The organism is Modicisalibacter sp. 'Wilcox' (assembly GCF_010993675.1).
Taxonomy (GTDB): Bacteria; Pseudomonadota; Gammaproteobacteria; order Pseudomonadales; family Halomonadaceae; genus Modicisalibacter; species Modicisalibacter tunisiensis.
On the sequence record NZ_WNXF01000005.1, the window covers coordinates 33,278 to 56,179 of the forward strand.

At 66.5% G+C, this 22,902-nt stretch carries 28 protein-coding genes and 1 tRNA gene; 17 read left to right on the plus strand and 12 right to left on the minus strand.

Annotation, left to right across the window (positions count from 1 at the left end; all coding sequences use genetic code 11):
- The first annotated feature begins 1 nt into the window (after position 1).
- Positions 2–790 carry an alpha/beta fold hydrolase gene (locus G7A98_RS06085; RefSeq protein WP_163648602.1) on the plus strand — a complete coding sequence of 263 codons (789 nt, stop codon included), beginning with the start codon at positions 2–4 and terminating at the stop codon, positions 788–790.
- Positions 791–865: 75 nt separating this feature from the next.
- Here G7A98_RS06085 and G7A98_RS06090 read toward each other — a convergent pair whose 3' ends face one another.
- Positions 866–2,014, minus strand: coding sequence for an ABC transporter substrate-binding protein (locus tag G7A98_RS06090; protein ID WP_163648603.1), 1,149 nt, complete (start codon positions 2,012–2,014; stop codon positions 866–868).
- Positions 2,015–2,165: 151 nt separating this feature from the next.
- On the opposite strand from G7A98_RS06090, the gene G7A98_RS06095 reads away from it, so the two are divergent.
- Positions 2,166–3,872 (plus strand): potassium/proton antiporter, encoded by a 1,707-nt coding sequence (locus G7A98_RS06095; protein ID WP_163648604.1) that lies wholly within the window; start codon positions 2,166–2,168, stop codon positions 3,870–3,872.
- Positions 3,873–3,890: 18 nt separating this feature from the next.
- Here the strand turns inward: G7A98_RS06095 and G7A98_RS06100 are convergent, their stop codons facing one another.
- A complete protein-coding gene (locus G7A98_RS06100) occupies positions 3,891–4,100 on the minus strand; it encodes a hypothetical protein (protein WP_163648605.1) in 210 nt (69 codons plus the stop codon).
- A gap of 83 nt (positions 4,101–4,183) precedes the next feature.
- Positions 4,184–4,453 carry a hypothetical protein gene (locus G7A98_RS06105; protein ID WP_163648606.1) on the minus strand — a complete coding sequence of 90 codons (270 nt, stop codon included), beginning with the start codon at positions 4,451–4,453 and terminating at the stop codon, positions 4,184–4,186.
- A 150-nt stretch (positions 4,454–4,603) separates the two neighbouring features.
- Between G7A98_RS06105 and hrpB the strand changes: the two genes are divergently transcribed.
- Positions 4,604–7,045, plus strand: coding sequence for an ATP-dependent helicase HrpB (gene hrpB / locus G7A98_RS06110; protein ID WP_163648607.1), 2,442 nt, complete (start codon positions 4,604–4,606; stop codon positions 7,043–7,045).
- A gap of 116 nt (positions 7,046–7,161) precedes the next feature.
- Here hrpB and G7A98_RS06115 read toward each other — a convergent pair whose 3' ends face one another.
- The 3 genes from G7A98_RS06115 to G7A98_RS06125 form a co-directional block, all read right to left on the minus strand.
- Positions 7,162–7,305, minus strand: a complete 144-nt coding sequence (locus G7A98_RS06115) for a hypothetical protein (protein ID WP_163648575.1) — start codon at positions 7,303–7,305, stop codon at positions 7,162–7,164.
- Positions 7,298–7,621, minus strand: coding sequence for a hypothetical protein (locus tag G7A98_RS06120; protein ID WP_163648608.1), 324 nt, complete (start codon positions 7,619–7,621; stop codon positions 7,298–7,300). The genes G7A98_RS06115 and G7A98_RS06120 overlap by 8 nt, the downstream gene beginning before the upstream one ends.
- A 170-nt stretch (positions 7,622–7,791) precedes the next feature.
- Positions 7,792–7,881, minus strand: a tRNA-Ser gene (locus G7A98_RS06125).
- A 214-nt stretch (positions 7,882–8,095) separates the two neighbouring features.
- Between G7A98_RS06125 and G7A98_RS06130 the strand changes: the two genes are divergently transcribed.
- From G7A98_RS06130 to G7A98_RS06170, 9 genes are all read left to right on the plus strand, one after another.
- Positions 8,096–8,293, plus strand: a complete 198-nt coding sequence (locus G7A98_RS06130; RefSeq protein ID WP_163648609.1) for a CsbD family protein — start codon at positions 8,096–8,098, stop codon at positions 8,291–8,293.
- 27 nt (positions 8,294–8,320) lie between these two features.
- Positions 8,321–8,578, plus strand: coding sequence for a hypothetical protein (locus G7A98_RS06135; RefSeq protein ID WP_163648610.1), 258 nt, complete (start codon positions 8,321–8,323; stop codon positions 8,576–8,578).
- A gap of 50 nt (positions 8,579–8,628) precedes the next feature.
- Positions 8,629–8,904 (plus strand): hypothetical protein, encoded by a 276-nt coding sequence (locus G7A98_RS06140; RefSeq protein WP_163648611.1) that lies wholly within the window; start codon positions 8,629–8,631, stop codon positions 8,902–8,904.
- Between the two features lie 162 nt (positions 8,905–9,066).
- Positions 9,067–9,735 (plus strand): Bax inhibitor-1/YccA family protein, encoded by a 669-nt coding sequence (locus G7A98_RS06145; RefSeq protein WP_163648612.1) that lies wholly within the window; start codon positions 9,067–9,069, stop codon positions 9,733–9,735.
- Positions 9,736–9,845: 110 nt separating this feature from the next.
- A complete protein-coding gene (gene tusD / locus G7A98_RS06150; RefSeq protein WP_163648869.1) occupies positions 9,846–10,238 on the plus strand; it encodes a sulfurtransferase complex subunit TusD in 393 nt (130 codons plus the stop codon).
- Positions 10,239–10,247: 9 nt separating this feature from the next.
- Complete coding sequence (locus tag G7A98_RS06155) at positions 10,248–10,622, plus strand: DsrE family protein (RefSeq protein WP_163648613.1); 375 nt, start codon at positions 10,248–10,250, stop codon at positions 10,620–10,622.
- A 20-nt stretch (positions 10,623–10,642) separates the two neighbouring features.
- Positions 10,643–10,933: a sulfurtransferase complex subunit TusB gene (tusB, locus tag G7A98_RS06160; protein WP_163648614.1), complete on the plus strand. Its 291-nt coding sequence runs from the start codon at positions 10,643–10,645 to the stop codon at positions 10,931–10,933.
- Positions 10,933–11,286, plus strand: a complete 354-nt coding sequence (locus G7A98_RS06165) for a TusE/DsrC/DsvC family sulfur relay protein (RefSeq protein ID WP_163648615.1) — start codon at positions 10,933–10,935, stop codon at positions 11,284–11,286. Before tusB ends, G7A98_RS06165 begins: the two co-directional genes overlap by 1 nt.
- 9 nt (positions 11,287–11,295) lie before the next feature.
- On the plus strand, positions 11,296–11,844 hold the full coding sequence (locus G7A98_RS06170) for an ACP phosphodiesterase (RefSeq protein WP_163648616.1): 549 nt from the start codon (positions 11,296–11,298) through the stop codon (positions 11,842–11,844).
- Positions 11,845–11,879: 35 nt separating this feature from the next.
- On the opposite strand, the gene G7A98_RS06175 is transcribed toward G7A98_RS06170, so the two are convergent.
- Together G7A98_RS06175 and G7A98_RS06180 are read right to left on the minus strand one after the other, a co-directional pair.
- Positions 11,880–12,509 (minus strand): XRE family transcriptional regulator, encoded by a 630-nt coding sequence (locus tag G7A98_RS06175; RefSeq protein ID WP_163648617.1) that lies wholly within the window; start codon positions 12,507–12,509, stop codon positions 11,880–11,882.
- A gap of 138 nt (positions 12,510–12,647) precedes the next feature.
- Positions 12,648–13,586 (minus strand): histone deacetylase family protein, encoded by a 939-nt coding sequence (locus G7A98_RS06180; protein WP_163648618.1) that lies wholly within the window; start codon positions 13,584–13,586, stop codon positions 12,648–12,650.
- Between the two features lie 106 nt (positions 13,587–13,692).
- Between G7A98_RS06180 and G7A98_RS06185 the strand changes: the two genes are divergently transcribed.
- The 4 genes from G7A98_RS06185 (at position 13,693) to G7A98_RS06200 (ending at position 19,699) form a co-directional block, all read left to right on the plus strand.
- Positions 13,693–16,440, plus strand: a complete 2,748-nt coding sequence (locus tag G7A98_RS06185; RefSeq protein WP_163648619.1) for a bifunctional acetate--CoA ligase family protein/GNAT family N-acetyltransferase — start codon at positions 13,693–13,695, stop codon at positions 16,438–16,440.
- 222 nt (positions 16,441–16,662) lie between these two features.
- Positions 16,663–17,865 carry a glycine betaine/L-proline ABC transporter ATP-binding protein gene (locus G7A98_RS06190; protein WP_163648620.1) on the plus strand — a complete coding sequence of 401 codons (1,203 nt, stop codon included), beginning with the start codon at positions 16,663–16,665 and terminating at the stop codon, positions 17,863–17,865.
- A complete protein-coding gene (locus G7A98_RS06195; protein ID WP_163648621.1) occupies positions 17,865–18,707 on the plus strand; it encodes a proline/glycine betaine ABC transporter permease in 843 nt (280 codons plus the stop codon). Before G7A98_RS06190 ends, G7A98_RS06195 begins: the two co-directional genes overlap by 1 nt.
- Before the next feature lie 95 nt (positions 18,708–18,802).
- On the plus strand, positions 18,803–19,699 hold the full coding sequence (locus G7A98_RS06200; protein WP_163648622.1) for a glycine betaine ABC transporter substrate-binding protein: 897 nt from the start codon (positions 18,803–18,805) through the stop codon (positions 19,697–19,699).
- A gap of 123 nt (positions 19,700–19,822) precedes the next feature.
- Here the strand turns inward: G7A98_RS06200 and pdxH are convergent, their stop codons facing one another.
- The 3 genes from pdxH to G7A98_RS06215 form a co-directional block, all read right to left on the minus strand.
- Positions 19,823–20,464, minus strand: a complete 642-nt coding sequence (gene pdxH, locus G7A98_RS06205; protein ID WP_163648623.1) for a pyridoxamine 5'-phosphate oxidase — start codon at positions 20,462–20,464, stop codon at positions 19,823–19,825.
- A gap of 129 nt (positions 20,465–20,593) precedes the next feature.
- Complete coding sequence (locus G7A98_RS06210) at positions 20,594–20,938, minus strand: AzlD domain-containing protein (protein WP_163648624.1); 345 nt, start codon at positions 20,936–20,938, stop codon at positions 20,594–20,596.
- A complete protein-coding gene (locus G7A98_RS06215) occupies positions 20,935–21,645 on the minus strand; it encodes an AzlC family ABC transporter permease (protein WP_240464685.1) in 711 nt (236 codons plus the stop codon). Before G7A98_RS06215 ends, G7A98_RS06210 begins: the two co-directional genes overlap by 4 nt.
- 103 nt (positions 21,646–21,748) lie before the next feature.
- Between G7A98_RS06215 and G7A98_RS06220 the strand changes: the two genes are divergently transcribed.
- The gene (locus tag G7A98_RS06220; protein ID WP_163648625.1) at positions 21,749–22,420 is read left to right on the plus strand and encodes a cytochrome b/b6 domain-containing protein; all 672 of its coding nucleotides are present in this window, start codon (positions 21,749–21,751) and stop codon (positions 22,418–22,420) included.
- 10 nt (positions 22,421–22,430) lie between these two features.
- Here G7A98_RS06220 and G7A98_RS06225 read toward each other — a convergent pair whose 3' ends face one another.
- Positions 22,431–22,877, minus strand: a complete 447-nt coding sequence (locus G7A98_RS06225; RefSeq protein ID WP_163648626.1) for a cytochrome c — start codon at positions 22,875–22,877, stop codon at positions 22,431–22,433.
- Between the last annotated feature and the right edge of the window lie 25 nt (positions 22,878–22,902).

The following is a 22,902-nucleotide window of genomic DNA, read 5'->3' on the forward strand; positions in this document are numbered from 1 at the left end:
CATGAGTGACACCGTCGAGCTTCATTATCAGGCGGATGGCCCGGAAGACACGCGCCCGCTGGTGATCCTGCACGGCCTGTTCGGCAGCGCCGACAACTGGCGCTCTCATGCCAAGCAGTGGCAGCGCCGGCGCCGGGTCGTGGCCGTCGACCTGCGCAACCACGGCCGTTCGCCTCACGTGGCGGGCATGAGCTATGCCGCCATGGCCGATGACGTGATCGCGCTGCTGGACCGGCTGCAGATCACGGACTGCGACCTGCTGGGACACTCGATGGGCGGCAAGGTCGCCATGAGCGTGGCACGCCTGGCGCCACGACGCGTCGCCTCGCTGATCGTGGCCGACATCGCGCCGATCGCCTATGAACATGGCCATGACAGCATCTTCGCCGCCATGCGCCGCGTCGAGCGTAGCCGACCCGCATCGCGCCAGGAGGCCGATGCCCTGATGGCCGAGGAGATCGACAGCTCGGCCACCCGGCTGTTCCTGGCCACCAATCTGGTGCGGGAGGACGGCGTCATGCGCTGGCGGGTCGGCCTCGACGAGATCGCCGCCGACTATGACGCCATCATCGACGTGCCCGCCGGCGACAGCCCCTACGAAGGACCGGCGCTGGAGATCCGCGGCGCCCAATCGCCCTATGTACCGGACAGCACCCTGCCGGCCCTGCGTGCCATCCTGCCGAATGTCGAGATCGTCACTCTCGAGGCCGGCCATTGGGTCCATGCCGAGGTGCCCAAGCCGTTCCGCGAGGCGGTGGATGCCTTCCTGGAGGCGGGCGAGTCACACTGATCCCCCGTCGGCTGGCGAGACACCGTCCGTGAGGGGCTTGTCACGGGCGGCGTGTCGGACGCCAGGTGGTCGAGTTCACGGCGTGTCCAGTTCGACCGCGAGATTCGACAACGGCGTGACCTCGTCCCGCAGCCCCCGCTTGTTCAGATAGCGCTCGAAGCCACGGTAGCGCTCCGGCTGGAGCAGGGCCGGACGCAGCGCGAAGTAGCGCACCACGTTCGGCCAGGCATCGGCATTGGCCGTCGTGTCCAGTGCCGGCTCGGCCTTGCGGATCAGGTTCCAGGCCGCGTCGGGGTGCTGGATGATCCACACGGTGGCCTGCTCCAGGGCCTTCAGGAAATGCGAGATATCGCGGCGGTGCTGAGCGAGCGTGTCGCGATTGGCCACGATGATCAGCGCATCGTACAGCGGCAGCCCGCTGTCCTCGGTGGTCAGTTCATGGGTCGCCACGCCCTGTCTGGCCAGGCCGTCACGCTCGGTCGGCCGCAGGGGGGCGATGATCGCGTCGACGTCCCCATCGGCCAGCGCCCGGCCCAGGGCGAAGTCGAGCGGCTTGAGCGTCACGTCATTGGCGGTCAGCGGCTGCTGCTCGAGCAGGGCATCGAGATAGACCTGGGCCACGCTCTCGGTGGCGTAGCCGATCGTCTTGCCCTTGAGCCGGGCCAGCGAGTCGATGCCGGCATCATCGCGCACCAGCAGACCGCTCAGGGGCAGCGGGATCAGGGTGGCGACCCTGACCAGCGGCATGCCCCTGGCCACCAGGTGATGCAGGGTCGGCTGCGATGTCAGCGCCAGCTCCGCCCGGTCGGCGGCTACCAGCTTGGCCGGCACGCTGGGGTCGGCCGGAGCCGTGAGGGTCACGTCGAGTCCCTCGCGGTCGAAGAGCCCGCGTTCCCGGGCCACGATCAGCGGCGCGTGATAGGGATTGATGTACCAGTCCAGCATCACGCGCAGGGTATGCGTCGGCGGCGGCGTGATCGGTTCCGGCTCGCTGCGGGTGAAATACGGCTCGTCCGGGGCGGCGAGAAAGGCCGCTTCGGTGCCCTCGGCCAGCTGCCGGAGCAGGGGGTTGTCATGAAGACGCACCGCCGGTGCCACGTCGCCGGCAGCGATCTGTCGTGCCGAGGAGGCGGCGCCGGCGTCGACCGTGGTCGCCGCCAGTACCGAGGGGCTGATCACCAGCCAGACACTCATCAGGAGTGTCGAAAGGCGTCGCTCCAGCATGAAGGATTCCTTGTAGATCGCGATGAGACGCCCGCCGAACGGGCGGCGAACCAGTCTATCCTTGCCGCTCGGGAGTGGCCAGAAGGCCAGTCATCTGCTCACGCTTCTACGACCATGGCATAATGGCGTTCTGTCTGGGCAAGGATCGGCCATGGATAGCGTCAATACCCTGTTTCTCTTCGGCGGCTCCCTGCTGGCCCTGAGCATTCTGGCCAGCCGACTCTCGTCCCTGTTCGGCGTGCCGCTGCTGCTGATCTTCCTCGCCCTGGGCATGCTGGTCGGCGAGGATGGCCTGCTGGGCATCGCGTTCGACAACTACCCGCTGGCCTTTCTGATCGGCAACCTGGCCCTGGCGCTGATCCTGCTCGACGGTGGCCTGCGCACCCGCCTCAAGACCTTCCGTGTGGGGTTCAAGCCGGCGCTGTCGCTGGCCACCCTCGGGGTCTTCCTGACCAGTGGCATCGTCGGCCTGTTTGCCATGTGGCTGCTGGACCTGTCTCTGGCGGAGGGGCTGCTGGTCGGCGCCATCGTCGGCTCGACCGATGCCGCGGCGGTGTTCTCGATGCTGAGTGGGCAGGGGGTCAACCTCAACGAGCGCGTGGGCGCGACCCTGGAGATCGAATCGGGCACCAACGATCCCATGGCGATCTTCCTGACACTGACCCTGGTTGCGCTGCTGACCGGCGAGATCGGCGGTCCGCTCGACACCCTGGGGATGTTCGTCAATCAGTTCGGGCTGGGGCTGGCGGTCGGCGTGGGGGCCGGCTGGCTGATCGCCCGGCTGCTGAGCTGGCTGGATCTGGCCCCCGGCCTCTATTCGCTGCTGACCCTGGGCCTGGGGCTGTGCGTGTTCGGCGTGACCAGCGCCTTCGGCGGCAGCGGCTTTCTGGCCATCTACCTGACCGGCCTGATGATCGGCAACCGCCCCGGTCGCCATCTCAACTTCATCCTGCCCGTGCATGACGGTTTCGCCTGGCTCAGCCAGATCGGCCTGTTCCTGGTGCTGGGGCTGCTGGTCAGCCCGCGGGAAATGCTCTCCTACGCGCTGCCCGGCGCGGCATTGTCATTCGTGCTGATCTTCCTGGCCCGTCCCCTGGCCGTGGTGCTGGCCATCAAGCCGTTCTTCCGCTTCCGGTGGCGCGAGGTGATCTTCATCGCCTGGGTCGGCCTGCGCGGCGCGGTGCCGATCGTGCTGGCGATCTTTCCGGTCATCGGCGGGGTCGAGAACGCGGCGGTCTACTTCAACATCGCCTTCTTCGCCGTGCTGATGTCACTGCTGGTCCAGGGCGGCACCCTGTCGCTGGTGGCGCGCTGGACCCGGGTCCAGATCCCGCCGCGGGTCACCCCCAACCGGCGCGGCCCCCTGGGGGTGCTGCCGGAAAACGACTACGAAATGTTCGTCTACCAGGTGGAAAACGACGCCCTCGAGGACGTGCCCATCCGCCTGCTGCGCTTCCCCTCCGGCGCCCTGATCTCGGCACTGTTTCGCCAGCGCACCATGCTCCATCCCAAGGGCAGCACTCGATTGCGCCTGGGCGACGTGCTCTGCGTGATCGGCCGCAGCGCCGATCTCCCGGCCCTCAACCGGCTGTTCAACGGCGACGCTCGGCTCAAGCAGGAACGCGCCTTCTTCGGCACCTTCACCCTCGATGGCCAGGCGCTGATGCGTGATGTCGCGGATGCCTACGGGTTGACGCTCAGCCCGGGGGAACAGGAAATGACGCTGGGCGAGTTCATGTCGCTGCGAGTCGGGGGGCATCCCGTGATCGGCGACGATGTCGACTGGCACGGGATTCACTGGGTGGTCAGCGAGATGCAGGGCAATCGGGTGACCCGGGTGGGGCTGCGCCTCTACTGAGGCGCCGCCGGGAGCGACTCAGCCGGTACCGGGATCCTCGTGACCGTCGGACGGGGCGAGCGTGGCACGGTTCGAGGCCTTCAGGCGAGCCATCTCGTCCTGAGCCGCGGCCTGGCTGGGGAAGGTACCCAGCGGCGTGCCGGTGTCGCTGTCATAGAGTTCGTAACGCGTGGCGGTGTCTTCCGACGAGCCGCGGAGCTCGCGGACGGACAGGGCTTGCTGCAACATGGGGCCTCCTGGCTGCATGCGGGAATGGCATTTCCAGGGTGGCACCATAGGCGCCACCCCCGGCGAGCGGTCCATAACCTGCGTCAACGTGCGCGTCTTTCCTCGGCATTCAGCCAGGCGCCGCAGCGCGTGCCGGCCCCCGCCCAGTCCTCGTCGACGCGCATCACGAAGACGGCATCCTCCTGATGGACCTGGCCCTTGAGCCGGTCGCGCAGGGCGCCGGCGTCACCCTCGGTCTCGAGCAGCCAGAAGCCATCCATGACACTAACGTGTGGCACGGACTCGAGGATATCGTAGAAGCCATCGTAGGCGTCGGGGCGCTGAAGATCATAGTTCACTGCGTACACGGGCATATCATCACCTGCAGGGCATTATGGAATGCGTTATTCGTGGGTGAACCGCCGACGATACAAAGCGTGACACACCGGGCGCAACCGCCACCGAGGGCGGCCAGTGTGTACCATGGTCGCACCCCGGCAGCATGACGACAGAGCGACGAGACCATGACAGTGCCGCAAGACCTTCCCATCGAGTCCCGCCTCGACGCCATTCAGCACGCGCTGGAAACGCATACCCGCGCGATCCTGATCGCCGAGCCCGGGGCCGGCAAGACCACGCGAGTCCCCCTGGCGTTGCTCCAGGCCGAGTGGTGCCGTGGCGGCAAGCTATTGCTGCTGGAGCCCCGGCGCGTCGCCGCCCGACTGGCCGCCCGCCACATGGCAGCGCAACTCGGTGAACCGGTAGGGCAGACGGTCGGCTACCGCATGCGCGGCGAAACCCGCACCAGCGAGGCAACGCGCCTGGAGGTAGTCACCCAGGGCGTGCTGACGCGCCTGCTCCAGGAGGACCCGCTGCTCGAGGGCATCGCCGGGCTGGTGTTCGATGAGTTTCACGAGCGCAGCCTGGAGACGGACCTGGGGCTGGCCCTGGCGCTGGATGCCCAGACCGGGCTGCGCGACGACCTGCGGCTGCTGGTCATGTCGGCCACTCTCGATGTTCAGGCCCTGCAGGCGGTGCTGGGCGAGGCGGCGCTCATCGAGTGTCCCGGGCGCCACTTCCCGGTGACGACGCATTATCGACCTCTCGACGCCCGTGACGTCGCGGCGCGGCAGCAGGCTCGAGTCGTGGGCGAGGCACTCGACCGGGAAACGGGGGACCTGCTGGTCATCCTGCCCGGTGTCGGCGAGATTCGGCGTCTGGCCCGGGAGCTCGAGCCGCTGCCCGAGGGCGTGGTGGTGCGCGAACTGCACGGGCTGCTGCCGATCGACACCCAGCAGCAGGCGATCGCTCGTGACCCCGAAGGGCGGCGGCGCATCGTCCTGGCCACGGCGATCGCCGAATCCAGCGTCACGGTGGAGGGCGTGCACACCGTCATCGACAGCGGCTTCGAACGCGTGCCGGTCTTCCAGGCGCGCCACGGCCTGACCCGCCTGGCCACACGCCGTGTCAACCAGGCCAGTGCCGACCAGCGCCGGGGCCGGGCCGGGCGACAGGGGCCCGGGGCCTGCTACCGGCTCTGGGCCAGGGAACAGCCGTTGCCGGCCCACGGCGAGCCCGAGATCCAGCAGGCGGACCTGGCACCGCTGGCCTTCGAGCTGGCCCGCTGGGGGATCGATGATGCCGGACAGCTCAGCTGGGTGACGCCACCGCCGGTCGCCGTGCTGGCGGCGGGTCAGACCCTGCTGCAGCGTCTCGGCGTGCTGGACGAGCGTCGCCACCTGACCTCGCTCGGGCGGGCCTGCGCGCGGCATCCGACGCATCCCCGGCTGGCCGTGATGCTCGAACGCGCCGGCTCGCTGGGCGCCCGGCCGCTGGCCTGCTGGCTGGCGGCATTGCTCGAGGGGCGCGGGGCGTCGGAGGACGAGCCCGATCTGGCGGCCATCGTGGCACGGCGCCCCGAGCGTCAGGCACAGGATCCGACCGGGTCCTGGTACCGTGAGGCACGGCGACTGGCCGACCGGTTGGGATGCGGGTTGCGCGTGGCCACGCTGGACCCGCTGGGCGAGCTGCTGGCCATGGCCTACCCGGAGCGCGTGGCGCTTCGCCAGGCGCCGGGGCGCTTCAAGCTGGCCGCGGGCAATCAGGCCTGGCTCGATGAGCGCCATCCGCTGGCCCATGCCGAGGCGCTGGTCGCGGTGGAACTCGACGGCCAGGCGCAGGGCGCCCGGATCTTCCGCGCGGCCCGGATCGACAGCGAGCGGCTCACCACGCTGTTCCCCGAGGCGCGCGACTACCGACCCCGCCTGACATGGAACGAGACCGAGGCGCGTGTGGTGGGCGAGGAGGTCAGGTCGCTGGGCGAGCTGATCCTGGACCGGCGCCCCCTGCAGGAGCTGCCCGAGGAGGCCGCTCACCAGGCCCTGCTGGGAGCGGTCCGGCGTCGGGGACACCTGGCGCTGGATGCCACGGCGCGGCAATTGTGTGCGCGGGTGGCCCTGCTGCGACGCGAGTTCGGCGACGGCTGGCCCGACTGGTCCATGCCGGCACTGCTGGCCACCCTGGAAAGCTGGCTGCCCCCTTATCTTGCCGGGATACGACGTCTCGACCGGCTGGACGCGCTGCCGTTCACGCGGATTCTGCACGACCGGCTCGACTGGACCCGGCGGCAGGCACTGGATGACCTGGCGCCGACCCAGCTTCGCGTGCCCAGCGGCTCACGCGTGCGGCTCGATTACACCGGTGACGAACCGGTACTGGCGGTCAAGCTTCAGGAGCTGTTCGGGCTGGCGGAAACGCCCCGGCTGGCCGGCGGGCGCGTGCCGGTGCTGCTGCACCTGCTCTCGCCGGCGGGGCGCCCCCTGCAGGTCACCCGCGACCTGGGCAGCTTCTGGGCCCAGGGCTATTTCGAGGTACGCAAGGACATGCGGGGCCGCTATCCCAAGCATCCCTGGCCCGACGATCCGGCCACGGCCACGCCCACGGCGAGGACCAAACGGCATTTGTAGTGGGTGAGGTGTGAGGGGCCATGGGCAAAAAGGAGCGGCAAACAAGAAGGGCTGCCATTGGCAGCCCTTCGTTATCTTGTTCCCGCGTGTTGTCTTGTCACAGCGTGCCGTCAGCGTCAGGCGACATGTCTGGCAATCCAGTCGAGCACGCTGTCGGGAAGGGAAAGCTTGCCGTGTCGCTCACGGTTCTGGCTCCAGACCATGAGGCATGAGACGACGCCCAGCGTCATAAGCAGGCTCGCCAGCATCCATTCACTCATGAGGGTTACCTCGCTCGTCGGAGGCCTTGTCGCGTTCCACGTAACCATAGCCGAACGCGCCGATGAAGATCAACACGAGCCCCATGAGCACGCCCCAACCGACGCCATCCGTGTTGACGCTCGGGTTGGTGATGACCCAGCCGGCGGTGAAGCAGGTGGCCACCACAATGACGCCCACGTTTCGCGTGGCTTCCAGGAACTGCTGCCGGGTGGCGTGCGTTCCCGCCTTGCGGTACGGCGACGGATTGGTCCGCTTGGCCTGCTCGCGGATGATGAGCTGCCGCAGTCGCCTGCGAATGCGTCCTGGTTGTGGCATGGCCGGCTCGATGGCGTCAGGGGTAAGAAGGGCAGGGGCGCTGGTCTGACCGTGTCCCGCGTGCAGGACCAGATCCAAGCCCTTGACTGTAACAGCCCAATGGAACAGCCCGAAACGAAAACGCCCCGAGACCAGTAAGTTACTGAAATCTCGGGGCGTTATGTTCGAAGTGGCGGAGGGACAGGGATTCGAACCCTGGGAAGGCGTTAACCTTCGCCGGTTTTCAAGACCGGTGCATTCAACCGCTCTGCCATCCCTCCGGCTCACGGCGCTGTATATTACCACCTTTTCTTTTGCCGTCAACTCCTTCGGCGACTTGCGCTGCTCCGCTTCCGTGCATCGGCGGCGAAGAGACAATATCGAGACAGTCGTGCATCACGGGGTAGGCGTAGTGTCGACAGGACTGCTACGTTGAGACCGTGCAGCCGGGATGGCTGCTCGCAACCGACGAACATCCTCGACAAGGAGACGATCATGAACCGTGATCAGGTCAAAGGTAACTGGAATCAGGTGAAGGGCGAAGTCAAGCGCCGCTGGGGCAAGCTCAGCGATGACGATCTCGACGTGATCGGCGGCGAATACGACAAGCTGGTCGGCAAGGTGCAGGAGCGCCACGGCCTGGAACGGGAACAGGCCAAGAAGGAAGTCGATGCGCTCTACGACACGCTGTGACCTGTAGACATCGCCAAGGAGAAGGCCATGCCCACCGAAACCCCGCATAACGACACGCTGTTCATCGAGAAGGGCTCCGGCGAGCGCCTGGGGCCCCTGCACGGGACCGTCGAGTCCGATCGCGTCATCCTCGAGGCGATTCACGAGATTGCCGCGGGTGACGTCTTGATTCATCGGCGCACCGACCAGGCCGATGCCCGCCTGACCGTGACCGAACCGGGCTTCCAGCCCGAGATCGGCGATGTTCCCGCACACTATGAAGCACGCGTCACCAGGGCGGAGTGACGCAGTTCCGGCGTGCTCGGCACGCCATGAATCGGCACAAGGAGACCGCCATGGAAGTGACATTGCAGAACGCCGGCGAGATCGACAGCACCTTTCATGAAATGGTTGCCGGCGATGCCGGCACGGCGCTGCGCAAGACCGGCAGGGACTTCATCGGCTCCCGCAACCTCTCCGAGAATCAACTGCGGGCCATGCAGCGTGATGATCCCGAGGCCTTCGAGCGTCTGGAGGCGGAAATGACCCGGCATGCCCTCGAGGTCAACAACGTGGCCCTGGACGCCGGCATCGCCCTGAAGCTCAACCTGGAGGGCGACAAGGCGCCCTGACGACGCGCTGGCGATTGTCACCGGCTCGGCACACATCCGGCGTGCCGAGCCCCGGGTGCCGTGAGGCCTCTCGGGCCGGGGAGAGAGGCTTGCGCGGGGAACCGCGAGTGGGCATGCTGGGTCCAATCATTGCCGTTATCGAAACGACAGGAGCCGTACCCCATGGCCTATCCCTCCTCGCATGCGACAGACCGCACTCAGTCGGTACTGGCGACCAACAAGACACTGCGCAACACCTACCTGCTGCTGGCGATGACCCTGCTGTTCTCGGCAGTGACCGCCGCCGGTGCCATGGCGCTGGGTATGGGTCAGATGAACATCCTGATCTTCTTCCTGGGCGCCTACGGCCTGATGTTCCTGGTGCACAAGACCGCGAACTCGAGCGCCGGACTGCTGGCCATCTTCGCCTTCACCGGCTTCATGGGCTTCACGCTCGGGCCGATCCTGAACCTCTATCTGTCGATCCCCAACGGCGCCCAGCTGGTGATGACCGCACTGGCCATGACCGGTGCCACCTTCATCGGCCTGTCCGCCGTGGCGCTGGTGACCCGCAAGGACTTCAGCTTCCTGGGCAACTTCCTGATGGCCGGCGCCATCGTGCTGGTCATCGCGATGGTCGTGGCGATGCTCTTCAACATCGGTGCCCTGGCGCTGGCCGTGTCCGCCGGCTTCGTGCTGTTCTCCTCGGCGGTGATCCTCTATCAGACCAGCGAGATCGTGCACCGTGCCGGCGAGACCAACTACATCCTCGCCACGGTGACGCTGTATGTCTCCATCTACAACCTGTTCCTCAGCCTGCTGTCGCTGCTGGGCGTGATGAGCGACGACTGACACGGCCCGAGTGTGTCGAGCAATGTGTCGAGTTCGGCCCCGCCTTCGTCGGCGGGGCCGTTGCATGAAAGGAAGGCAGGAGGGCAGGAGTGGCAAGCGAACAAGGCAAGCTGCGCTATGCGCTGGTCGTGCTGGGCGGCCCCTACAGCCAGGCGGCCACCCATTCCGCGCTGCGCTTCGGCGAGGCGCTGATCGCGCAGGGGCACCGACTGGAGACCGTGTTCTTCTATCACGATGGCGTCTACAATGCGTCACGCCTGGCGGCGCCGCCTCAGGACGAGCTCCATCTGGTCGACGCCTGGGTACGCCTGGCGAATGAGCAGGGAACGGAACTGCTGGTCTGCGTGGCCGCCGCCCTGCGCCGCGGCCTGCTTGATGAACGCGAGGCACAGCGCCACGGCAAGCCCGCCTTCTCGGTCGAGCCCCCCTTCGTGCTGGCCGGGATCGGCCAGCTGGTCGAGGCGGGCATCACCCACGACCGTCTGGTGACCTTCGCCCCCTGAGGAGCCCGCATGAGCGACGACACCGCTGACATGCCACTGCTGGTGATTCTGCGTCATGCGCCGCATGACGGCAGCTGGCTGCGTGAAGGGCTGGACGTGGCCCTGGTGGCCGCCGCCTTCGGCCGTGCGGTCACGCTGCTGTTCATGGGGGATGGCGTCGAGGCGCTGCGCCCGGGGCAGACGGCGGGGCCGCTGGGGCAGAAGGGCACACACCCCACGCTCGACATGCTCGCCATGTACGACATCGAGGACCTGCGCGTCGACGCGACTTCGCTGGCCGAACGCGGGCTGTCCACGGCGGAGCTGCCATGGCCGGCTCGGTCCGTGGCCGCCGAGGAGTTGCCCGCGGTGATCACGGCGGCTTCCCCCGTCTTCAACTTCTGACTCCGGGCTTGCAACGCGCCATGCTACTGCACCTACTCAACCGCTCCCCGGCCAGCAGCCGCCTGATCCAGGATGTGCTGCGCGCCATGGGCCCCGAGGACCGCCTGCTGCTCATCGAGTCGGGCGTCTACGGGGCCGCTCCCCCCCAGTCGGCCTGCTTCGAGACCCTGAAGGGGCGCTGTTACGCGCTGCAGGAGGACCTGACATCACGCGGCCTGGCCGAACGGCAGGCCGACTGGATCATTCCCGTGGACATGGCCGGCTTCGTGGCCCTGACCGCGGAAACCCAACGCACCGTGAGCTGGTACTGATGGCCACCACAAGCATCGCCCGCCACCTGACCGTCGAGGGTCGCGACGTGGCACTCGACCCCGAGGGCTATCTGGTTCACCTGGAGGACTGGACGCCCGCCGTCGCCGAGGCCCTGGCCGCCGAGGAGGCGCGCACGCTGACTGCCGAGCACTGGGAGATCCTCGATATCCTGCGGGATTTCTACCGGCGCTACGAGATGGCCCCGGCCATGCGCCCGCTGGTCAAGGCGGTCGGGCAACGGCTCGGGCCGGAGAAGGGCCGCTCGCTGCACCTGATGCGACTGTTTCCGGATAGCCCCGCCAAGGTAGCGTCCCGGCTCGCCGGGCTGCCCAAGCCCACCAACTGCCTCTAGGCTGACGTCATGAACTTCCTGGCGCACGGCTGGCTGGCCCGCGGCGGTTCGGATGACTTCCTCTACGGCAACCTGATCGCCGACGGCGTCAAGGGGCGCGATCTGCAGGCCTGGAGCGCGGCCACCGCCGAGGGCATTCGCCATCATCGTCGCGTGGATGCCGGCGTCGACCGGCATCCGGTGGTGTGCCGGGCCCGGGCCCGGGCGCCACGTGACGGGCGCCGCTATGCCGGCATCGCGCTCGACATGGTCTGGGACCACTTCCTGGCACGGGACATCACCGACCCGGCCCTGATCGCCCGCTGCTATCGGGTGCTGGGCCAGCGGCCCGCGCCGGATCGGCTCGCCGGCATGGTGCCCGCCCTGATCACCGAGGACTGGCTGTCGCGGTATGCCGACCTGGAGTTCACCTGCCGTGCCCTGCGGGGCATCGGTCGTCGCCTGCGGGGGCCCGACCGGATGGGCGAGCTGGCCCGCTGGATCGAGGACGATTACGCCCGGCTCGAGCGTGATTTCGCCGAGCTGTGGCCGTCACTGACCCGGACGCTCGCCATCTGACATCGGAAGCCCCCCCGGCCAGGCAGGTTGGCGGCTCAGGTGCCGTCGGCCCGGGTGCAGACCGAGAGCACCGTGGCATCCTGTTCGCTCAGCGAGACCAGGGCGTGGCCCATGTCGCTGTCGAAGTAGATGCTGTCCCCCTGGTCGAGGCGCACGGGCTCGTAGAACTCGGTGTAGAGCATGATGCTGCCGTCGAGCACGATCAGGAATTCCTCGCCGTCGTGACGGACCCACTCGCTGAACGCCTCGAAGTCGCGGGCCCGGACGATGGTCTTGAAGGGGATCATGCGCTTCTGCGCCAGCTGATGGGACAGCAGCTCGTGCTCGTAGGTGGGGGTCGGGTGACGCTGCCCGTCGCCGCCGCGCGTCAGGTCCCGACGCCCCATGGTGCGGGTCTGGGCGCGGGGCGCGCTGAGCAGCTGCGGCAGGTCGATATCCAGGCCGCGAATCATCTTCTGCACAGCGGTGAAGGTCGGCGAGATCTGGTGGTTCTCGATTTTCGACAGCGTCGAGCGTGCCAGCCCGGTACGCTGGCTGACCTCCTCCAGCGTCCATTGATTGGCCAGGCGAATCTCCTTGAGCCGCTCGCCCAGCTGCAGGGGTTCGACGAAGGGCTTGCGCCCGGAAGCGATGCGCAGTGCGGCATCCTGATCGGTGTTTGACATGGTGGTGGTTCACGATAGGAAACTTAGTTTCCTCGATGCTACCACAGCATGGTGAACGTTCGCTGCCAAATCCCGCTATTGGCATGACCATGAGCGACCATGGCGCCTCGGCGTTTCCCGATGCCGGGAAACTTCGACTCATTTCTGCGCGAAAGGCTGGCCGAGCAGGGCGCGGACATGCGACGTGGCGCTGCGGCCCAGCGCCTCGAGCGAATACCCGCCCTCGAGCACCGAGACGAGGCGGTTATTCGCGTGGACACGGGCGACATCCATGATCAGCGTGGTGATCCAGTGGTAGTCGACATCGTCCAGGCAGATGTCCGCCAGGGGATCGTCGCGATGGGCGTCGAAGCCGGCCGAGACGAGAATCAGCTCGGGGCGATGGGCCTGCAGGGCGGGCAGCCAGTCGCGCTCCACCAGCCGCCGGAATGCCGGGCCATCGCATCCGGGGTCGAGCGGCGTGTCGACGACGTTGTCGAAACTGGCGCGCAGGTAGCGCCAGGGATAGAAGGGGTACTGATAGCTGGTACAGACCAGGGTATCGGGGTCGCCGCCGAAGATGTCGATCGTGCCGTTACATTGGTGGACGTCGAAATCGATGATGGCCACCCGGCGGATACCGTAGCGCGCCCGGGCGTGGGCGGCGGCCACGGCGACGTTGTTGAAGAAGCAGAAGCCCATCGCCTCGCTGACCTCGGCATGGTGGCCCGGCGGGCGCACGGCGCAGAAGACGTTGTCGGCCTGGTGGCGCATCACCCGATCGACCCCGGTGATGGCCGCGCCGGCGGCGACCCGGGCCGCCTCGAGGCTGTCGGGATTCATGAAGGTGTCGTTGTCGAGGTTGATCAGCCCCTGCTCGGGGACGCAACGCTTGAGGGCCTGCAGGTGGCGCGCCGGATGGATGCGCGTGATCTGTTCGTCGGTGGCGGGGCGGGCCTCGGACTGCATGGTCTGCTGGAGCACGCCGGCCAGCGCCATGTGGGCGCGAATGCTTTCCAGGCGCTTGGGACTTTCGGGATGTTCCGGCCCCATGTGATGCAGATCACAGTGCGGATGCGTGATGAAGGCAGTGATCATGGGGGTCTCCGGCTGAAGGCCATAACACGGTAATGGTCGGCGAGGCTTGCACGACACTGTCAATAAGTCGTACACAGGGAACAACCTCGGGGCAAGGGAGACTCTCGTGAGCACGCGTTTCTTGCGGTATTTCTTCGAACCGCGCTCCATCGCGGTCATCGGTGCATCGGAAAAGACCCACTCGATGGGGGGGCTGGTGATCGGCAATCTGACCGAGAGCGAGTTCCCCGGCACGATCTGGGCGGTCAATCCCAAGGGCTATGCGTCCGTGCATGGACGCGCCTGCGTCAGGCATGTCGCCGACCTGCCCGAGGTGCCCGACCTGGCGGTGATCTGCTCGCCGGTCGACACCGTGCCGCATCTGATCGGCCAGCTGGGCCGCTTCGGGGTCAGGGCGGCCATGGTGCTCTCGGGCGGCGCCTATCTGGACGACGCCGGACGTGACGGCGGCTCGATCCGCGAACGCATGCTGGCCGCCGCGCGGCGCTCGGGCATCCGCGTGCTGGGCCCGGAGTGCATGGGCATGATCGTTCCGGGACGCCGGCTCAACGCCAGCTATGCCAGTCAGCCGATCAAGCGCGGGCGCGTGGCCTACCTCGGCCAGTCCGGGATGCTCGGCAACGCCATGATCGACTGGGCGGCGGGGCGGGGCATCGGCTTTTCGCACCTGGTGACGCTCGGCGACAGTGTCGACGTGATGCTCCCCGACCTGATCGACTACATCAATCAGTACTCGCCCTGCCAGGCCATGCTGCTGCACCTCGAGCGCATCCACGATGCCCAGCATTTCATGACCGCGCTGCGCGACACGTCGCGCAACCGCCTGGTGCTGGCGATCAAGAGCGGCCGCACGCCGCAGTCCGATCTCGCCGCGGTCGCGCCGACGCCGGGCGTGGCCAACCGCGATGTGATCATCGATGCCGCCCTGTCGCGGGCCGGGGTGGTCCGGGTGGACGATTCCGACGCGCTGTTCGACGCTCTCGAGACGCTGACCCGGATGAAGCCGCTGCGCGGCGACCGTCTGGCCATCGTCGCCAACGGGCTGGGGCCGGCCCTGCTGGCCATCGACAAGCTGGTCAGTGCCGGCGGGCGCCTGGCCGATTTCACGGCGGAAACACGCAAGGCGCTCACCGCCGGAGAGTTCGACCTCAGCCTGCCGGGGCGCAACCCGGTGGACCTGGGCGGGCATGCGACCCCCGAGCGCTTCGTCGAGGCGCTGGAAATCGTCGCCGCCGACGCCAATACCGATGCCGTGCTGGTGGTCCATGCCCCCACGCGACTGGCCCCGTCGCGCACCACCGCCCAGGCCCTGGTCGCCAATCGCCGGCGCTTCAAGCGCAATCTGCTGACCAGCTGGATGGGCCTCGAGGAAGCGCTGAGCGCCCGCCACGAATGCAACCTGGCGGGGATCCCGACGTACATTTCGCCCGAGAAGGCCATCAAGGCCTTCATGCACATGGTCGACTACCAGCGTGTGCAGGCGCTGCTGCAGGAAACACCGCCGAGCCTGCCGTTCACGACCACACCGGACATCCGAACCCGCTGCCATCGCCTGATCGAGGAAGCCAAGGCCGGCAACCGCGATCGCCTGACCCATCGGGAGACCGCGGAGGTGCTGGCGGCCTACGGCATCCCCGCGGCGCCGAGCCGCTACATCGCAACCCCCGAGGAGGGGGCCGAAGCCGCGGCCCAGCTGGACGGCCGCATGGCCCTGAAGGTGGTACACGACCACAACTGCGTGCCGTTTCGCTATCGCAGTCATCCCCACAAGCTCTCCGCCGGCCTGCTGCAGGACCTGGAGAGCCCGGAGCAGGTGGCCGACGGCATCCGCCGTCTCGGCGACAAGGTTCGCGAGAAGTTTCCGGAAAGCCGTATCCACGAGTATTGCCTGCAGAGCATGCAGCGCGGCAAGCACTCCATGCAGCTCTGCGCGGGCATCACCCGGGACGCGACCTTCGGTCCGGTCATCGTGTTCGGGATCGGCGGCTACAAGGTCAACGTGCTCGCCGACCGCCATGTCGCGCTGCCGCCACTGAACATGACCCTGGCCGACGAGCTCATCCAGCGCACCCACGCCGCACGCCTGATCCATGAGCATTCCCGCGACCCCGAGCGCGATATCGACCGGCTCTGCCAGCTGCTGGTCAAGCTCTCGCAGATGGCCTCCGACCTGCCGGAACTGCGTGGTCTCGAGCTCAACCCGCTGCTGCTCAACCGCGATGGCCTGGTGGCCGTCGACTTCGCCATGGACCTCGGCAGGCCGGCGCGCCATGCCATCATGCCCTATCCCGAGGAACTGCGAGAGTGGGTCACCCTCAACGACGGCATGCCCGTCGAGATCCGCCCGATCCGCGGCGAGGATGCTCCCCTGATCACCAGCTTCCATGCCCAGCTCTCCGAGGAGAGCATTCGCTATCGCTATTTCCACAACAAGGCCGACCTGACCCAGCGCGACCTGTCACGCCTGGCCCAGATCAACTACGACCGCCAGATGGCCTTCATCGCCGAGCATCAGCGCGATGACGGCAGCAAGGAGATGCTGGGGGTCGTCCGGGTCTGGAACGACCCGGACAACATTCGCACCGAGTTCTCGATCATCATCCGCGACGACCTGCACGGCCACGGGCTGGGGCGGCTGCTGATGGAGAAGATGATCCGCTACTGCCGGGGGCTCGGCACCCTGGAAATGATCGGCAAGATCATGATCGACAACGGCCCGATGCGCGCCCTGATGAAGCAACTCGGCTTCACCTGCCGCTACAACATGGAGGAGCAGGTGGTCGACGCTGCCCTGCGACTCAACGAACCCACCAGCGACTGGCAACGCCACCGTCTGGAAAACCCAAGGGTCTGAGGACCTCGCTCGTCGCACAGGCGCATGGTTGAGCCAGTGTTTTTTTGAACCGTTGATCAATCATCAGCTATTCTGATTTGAAGCCCTTTCAATAAGAATGTATGATGCGCCGTAAATTATAAGTAATCGTTATGAGAGCAGGGATAAGCGATTGCAATGCAGAATCCATTGCCATCGCCTATCCCGCGACGAGACAGGTCACGACGAAAACAGGCGAAGTCGATGAGCGAATCCCAAACGACCAAGATCCAGGTACGCGGCCTGAGCAAGGTCTTCGGCAGCCAGCCGAAGAAGGCACTCGAGTTGCGCGACCAGGGCCTGAAGCGGCCCGAGATCCTCGAGAAGACCGGCCAGACCCTGGGCCTTTCCAACATCAGCTTCGACGTCAAGGAGGGCGAGCTGCTGGTGATCATGGGGCTGTCGGGCTCCGGCAAGTCCACCCTGATCCGCTGTCTCAACCGGCTGATCGAGCCCACCGAAGGCGACATCATCATCGATGGGGAAAACATCCCCAAGCTCAACGAGAAGGAGCTGCTGCAGTGTCGCCGCAGGCACTTCTCCATGGTCTTCCAGAATTTCGCGCTGTTTCCGCATCGCACGGTGCAGAACAACGCCGAGTACGGCCTGGAGATCCGCGGGGTCGACAAGGCCGAACGTACCCAGAAGGCCCGTGACGCCCTGAAGCAGGTGGGGCTGGATGGCTGGGAAGACGCCATGCCGAGCCAGCTGTCCGGCGGCATGCAGCAGCGCGTCGGTCTGGCCCGCGCGCTGGCCAACGATTCCAGCGTGCTGCTGATGGACGAGGCCTTCTCGGCCCTCGACCCGCTGATCCGCAAGGACATGCAGCAGGAGCTGCTGGAGCTGCAGCACAGGATGAAGAAGACCACCATCTTCATCACCCACGATCTCGACGAGGCCCTGAACATCGGCGACCGCATCATCCTGCTCAAGGATGGCGAGATCGTGCAGATCGGCACGCCCGAGGATATCCTCACCAACCCGGCCGACGAGTACGTGGCTCGCTTCATCGAGGGGGTCGACATGTCGCGCATTCTGACCGCGCGGCATGCCATGCGCCCGGTCCGTGCCACGGCGCGCGAGGACGACGGCCCGCGCACGGTGCTGCGCAAGCTCAGCGAAAACGGGCTCGACTCCATCTATGTCACGACACGCGAGCGCAAGCTGCTCGGCCTCGTGGACGCGGATGCCGCCGACCAGGCCGCCAAGGACGGGGAGCAGTCCATCAAGGCGATCCTGCACGACGACTTTCCGCGTGTCGGCCCCGATGAACCGTTGAACAACCTGTTCGCGATGTTCAATGAAAAGAGCCGCCCCATCGCCGTGGTCGACGAGAACCAGCGCCTGCTGGGCGTGGTGGTGAAGGGCGCCGTGCTGGCGGAACTGGCTGAATCTGGAGAACGCTGATGGCTATCGATATCCCCCGTCTTCCGCTCGGCGACTGGATCGAGGGCGGACTGGACTACCTGACGACCCAATTCTCCGCGGTGACACGCGGCATCTCCCATGTCACGCAGGGCGGCATCAACTCGCTCAACGATGCGCTGATGTGGATGCCGGCCTGGTCGCTGATCGCGCTGATCGCGCTGCTGTGCTGGCGAATGTCCGGCGTTCGCCTGGCCGTCGGCTCGGCACTCGGCCTGGCGCTGATCTGGAATCTGGGGCTCTGGGACCCGATGATCGAGTCGCTGACGCTGGTGGTCATCGCCACCCTGGTGGCCGTGGTCATCGCGCTCCCGCTGGGCATTCTGGCGGCGATTTCCAACCGCTTCTACGCCATCATCATGCCGGTGCTGGACTTCATGCAGACCATGCCGGCCTTCGTCTACCTGATCCCGGCGATCCCGTTCTTCGGCATCGGCTCGGTGTCGGCCATCTTTGCCACGGTGATCTTCTCCATGCCGCCGGCGATCCGCTTCACCACGCTGGGGATTCGCCAGGTGCCCAAGGAGCTGATCGAGGCCGCCGACGCCTTCGGCTCGACCCGTAGCCAAAAGCTCGTCAAGGTTCAGCTGCCACTGTCGCTGCCGACCATCATGGCCGGCATCAACCAGACCATCATGCTGGCCCTGTCGATGGTGGTCATCGCCGCCATGATCGGCGCCGACGGCCTGGGCAACGAGGTCTGGAAGGCGATCCAGCGCCTGCGTCCGGGCGACGGCTTCGAGGCGGGCATCGCCGTGGTCATCCTGGCCATGGTTCTGGACCGGCTGACCCAATCTTTCCGCAAGACCAAGAAGGCGCAGTAAGACGCCATGTTCGTGGCCGATCCTCCGATCGGCCACGAGGCGGCTCCGCCGGCCGGGGTCGTCGTCATTCTCAAGACCACAAGAAGGGGAAAGTGATGAAGACCGTCAATACCATGTCCCGTGCCGTTCGTTTCGGTTCGCTCATGATGATCGCCGGCCTCGGCGTGAGCGGGCTGGCCCAGGCACAGGAAGGCAGCAAGGGTGATGTCACCCTGGCCTATGTCGAATGGGCATCCGAAGTCGCCTCCACCAATGTGGTGCGCGCCGTGCTCGAGGACATGGGCTACAACGTCAAGCTGTCGTCATTGTCGGCCGCCGCCATGTGGCAGGCCGTCGCCTACGGCGACGCCGACGGCATGGTCGCCGCCTGGCTGCCGACGACCCACGAGAACTATTACAAGCAGACCAAGGACAAGCTGGTCGATCTCGGCGCCAACCTCGAGGGCACCAGGCTGGGTCTGGTCGTGCCGGCCTACACCGACATCGACTCCATCGACCAGCTGGCCAAGCCCGAGAAGGCGGACATGGTCGATGACGAGATCGTGGGCATCGATCCGGGTGCCGGCCTGATGGGGCTGACCGAGGATGCCATCGACGCCTACGGCCTCGACGACACCATGGACCTGCAGAGCGGCAGCGGCGCGACCATGACCGCCGCCCTGCAGGCTGCCATCAAGAACAAGCAGGATATCGTGGTGACCGGCTGGACGCCGCACTGGATGTTCGCACGCTGGGACCTCAAGTATCTGGACGATCCCAAGAACGTCTATGGCGACGCCGAGGAGATCCACAGCATCGCGCGCAAGGGCCTGAAGGAAGACATGCCGGCAGTCTACCAGCTGCTCGACAACTTCCACTGGACCCCGGAGCAGATGGGTCAGGTCATGCTGATGAACCAGAAGGAAGATTCCGACCCCTACGAGAACGCCCAGAAGTGGGTCGACGAGCACCCGGACGTGGTCAAGCAGTGGACGCAGGGCATCGACAGCTGATTGTCGCCTGCAACACCTGCTTTCACGCAAAACGCCCGACCGAATGGCCGGGCGTTTTTCATGGAGCGAGAACCGTCGAACCGGGCAAGGGAAGGCGCCCCGCCCGATGGACGGGGCCAGGATTCACGGTGCCAGGCGAACCTTGATCCAGTCGTTGTCATGGCGACGATAGCGCAGCCGGTCATGCAGCCGATCGGACTGTCCCTGCCAGAATTCGAACACCTCCGGCACGACCCGGTAGCCTCCCCAATGAGGCGGACGGTCGATCGACTGATCGGTATAGAGCTGCTCGAAGCGATGGCGCCGTTCTTCCAGCCATTCGCGATCGGGGATCTCCACGCCCTGCTGGGAGATCCAGGCACTCAGCTGGCTGGCCCGGGGGCGGCTCTGGAAGTAGCGATCCGACTCGCCGTCCTCGACCTGGACGACGCGCCCCTCGATGCGAACCTGGCGCTGCAGTACCGGCCACCAGAAGACCAGGGCGGCATGCGGCACATTGGCCAGCTCCGCGCCCTTGTGACTCTGGTAGCTGGTATAGAAGACCAGCCCGTGTTCATCGACTCCCTTGAGCAGCACGATGCGGGCATGCGGCATGCCCAGGCTGTCGACGGTGGCCAGCGTCATGGCATTGGCGTCGTCGTTTTCCTGCTCCAACGCCTGGGCAAGCCAGTCCTCGAACAGCGTGACCGGCGAGTCGGGGCTGTTGCGGATATCGAGGTGATCCCCGCTGTAGTTGCGACGCACGTCGGCAATGTCGGTAGTCATGGTGCTCTCCTGAAGTTTCCCTTCATCATCGCCCGTGATGCTGGCGGGCTCAACCCGAAAAACGGCTCATCGACACTGTTGTGGCCCGACCGTGACCTGGCTCAGGATGCGTGCACGACAACCGCCGTTTCAGGGCCAGACCAGCTGGATCAGCACCATGTACAGGCCGGTTCCCCCGACGATCGACAACAGCGCATTGCGACGCCACAGGTGCAGGAAAACGACGGCCAGTGAGGCCAGGATCAGCGGTACGCCCTGCGGTGATACATTCAGCTGTCCCGCGCTCCAGGGCGCCAGGTGACGCAGAGCGTAGATCACCAGGATCGCCATGACCGCCGGCGGCAGGTAGCGCCCCAGGTGCAGTATCAACGGATGATCGGCCTGGCGTGACAGCGCCACGAAGGGCAGCACGCGGGTCAGGAAGGTCGCCAGGGTGCAGACACCGATGAAGGCCAGTAACTCGAGGTCGCTCATGTCCGTGCCTCCTGTGGCTGACGGTGCAGCCGGTAGTGCACCAGCAGCAGCAGGCTGGCGGCACCGATCGCGCCCAGCAGCAGGTGTCGTTCCGGCAGCAGCAGGATGGCACCCAGGCCGGTGGTCAGCGCAATCAGGAAGGGCAGGGCCTGGCGCAGGCGCGCGGCCTGTTCCAGCGTGAGCACGATGAACAGGGCCGTCAGCGCGAAGTCGAGCCCCCGTCCGTCGATGTTCAAGGTGGCGCCGGCCAGGGTGCCAAGCAGCGTGCCCAGCACCCACCACAGCTGGTTGAGCGCCCCGATGCGGGCCGCCAGTCGATGCGTCGTCACGCCGAGATCCTGCTGGCGGGCCTGGCTGGTCAGCAGCGAATAGGTCTCGTCGGTCAGCGAGAAGATCATGTAGGGCTTGCGCCAGCCGGCCCCGCGAAACCGCTTGAGCAGCGACAGGCCGTAGAACAGGTGCCGCGAGTTGAGCATGAACGACGCGACCGCGACTTCGACCAGACCGGCATGATTGGCCAGCAGGGTCACGGCCAGGAACTGGCCGGCACCGGCGTAGATGAACAGCGACATCAGCGGCGCCCCCCACCAGGGCAGGCCGAGCTGCATGTACAGCACCCCGAACGCGGCCCCCAGGGGCAGGTAGCCGAACATCACCGGAAGGGTCTGGATCGCGGCATGCCGCCAGGAATGCAACGCAGGTGACACGCCTATACTCCATTCAGTCCATGGGTCATCATCGGCGCCGCATGGGCGCGCTGCATTGTATTTTGCTGATTAAAGCGCCATCTGGCTACAGGAAGGAGCCCCCATGAAGGTATACAAGGCCTGGGACCTGCCCGTCCGCCTGTTTCACTGGTCGCTGGTGGCCGCGATCCTGGTGTCCTGGTACACCATCAAGACCAGTGGCCAGCCGCTGGCCTTTCCGGTCGAATGGCACGCGCGGGCCGGTTACACCATCCTGGCGCTGCTGGTCTTTCGCTGGCTGTGGAGCCTCGTCGGCAGCCGTCATGCCCGGCTGCGGGAGCTCTGTCGATCGCCGCGGACGGTCTGGCGCTATACCGCGAGCTGGTTCCGGCGCCGGCCCGACCTTTACGTCGGTCACAATCCACTCGGTGGCTGGATGACCCTGCTGCTGCTGGTATCACTGACCTTACAGGCGACGTCCGGCCTGTTCATGAGCGACGGCATCCTGTTTTCCGCGCCGCTGGCCAGGCGTTTCGAGGCCGACGCCATCGCCTGGCTGGTGACCCTGCACCATGTCAACGGCAATTTGCTGTTTGTGCTGGTGGGCATTCATCTGCTGGCGATCCTGCTGCATCGCCTGCGCGGCGAGGCCCTGGTCGGCGCCATGTTCAGCGGCCGCAAGCGCCTGGCCCGGCCTGTGCGGGATGGCGATGACCAGCCGGTATCGGGCTGGCGAGCCTGGGCCAGCGCGTCAATCGCCGTGCTGGTCCTGACCGCCATCCTGGAGTGGCTGTGAGCCCGCCTTGCTATTCGCGATAGGCGTCGTGGCAGGCCTTGCAGGAGCGGGCCACGTCCACCAGGGCCGCCCTGGCCGCATCGAAGCTGCCGTCACCGGCGGCCTGCGTCAGCGCCCGGACGGCTTGCTCGAAGGCCTCGGCCTTGCCGCGAAAATCCTCCGGCTGCGCCGCAATCGTCGCGGAGGCCGCCGTGCCCTCGCGTGAATAGGAGCCCTCGATGAAACCTTCCCAGGGCAGGGGAGCCAGCGCCTCGAGATGCCGGGCGCGCTCGGCGAAGGTCTCGGCATCATAGGGGGTCTCGCCCCTGGCCATGTCGGCCATCGGCTGCAGCTGCCAGGCCATGACCTCCATGGCGGACTGCCGGTAGATGATGGCATCATCGATGGGGTCGGCGCCGGCCGTGGCGGGCAGCCCGACCAGGACCAGCACGGGCCACAGGATTCGCAGTCCTTTCATGCTCGCCTCCGAGTCGCTTGCCGAT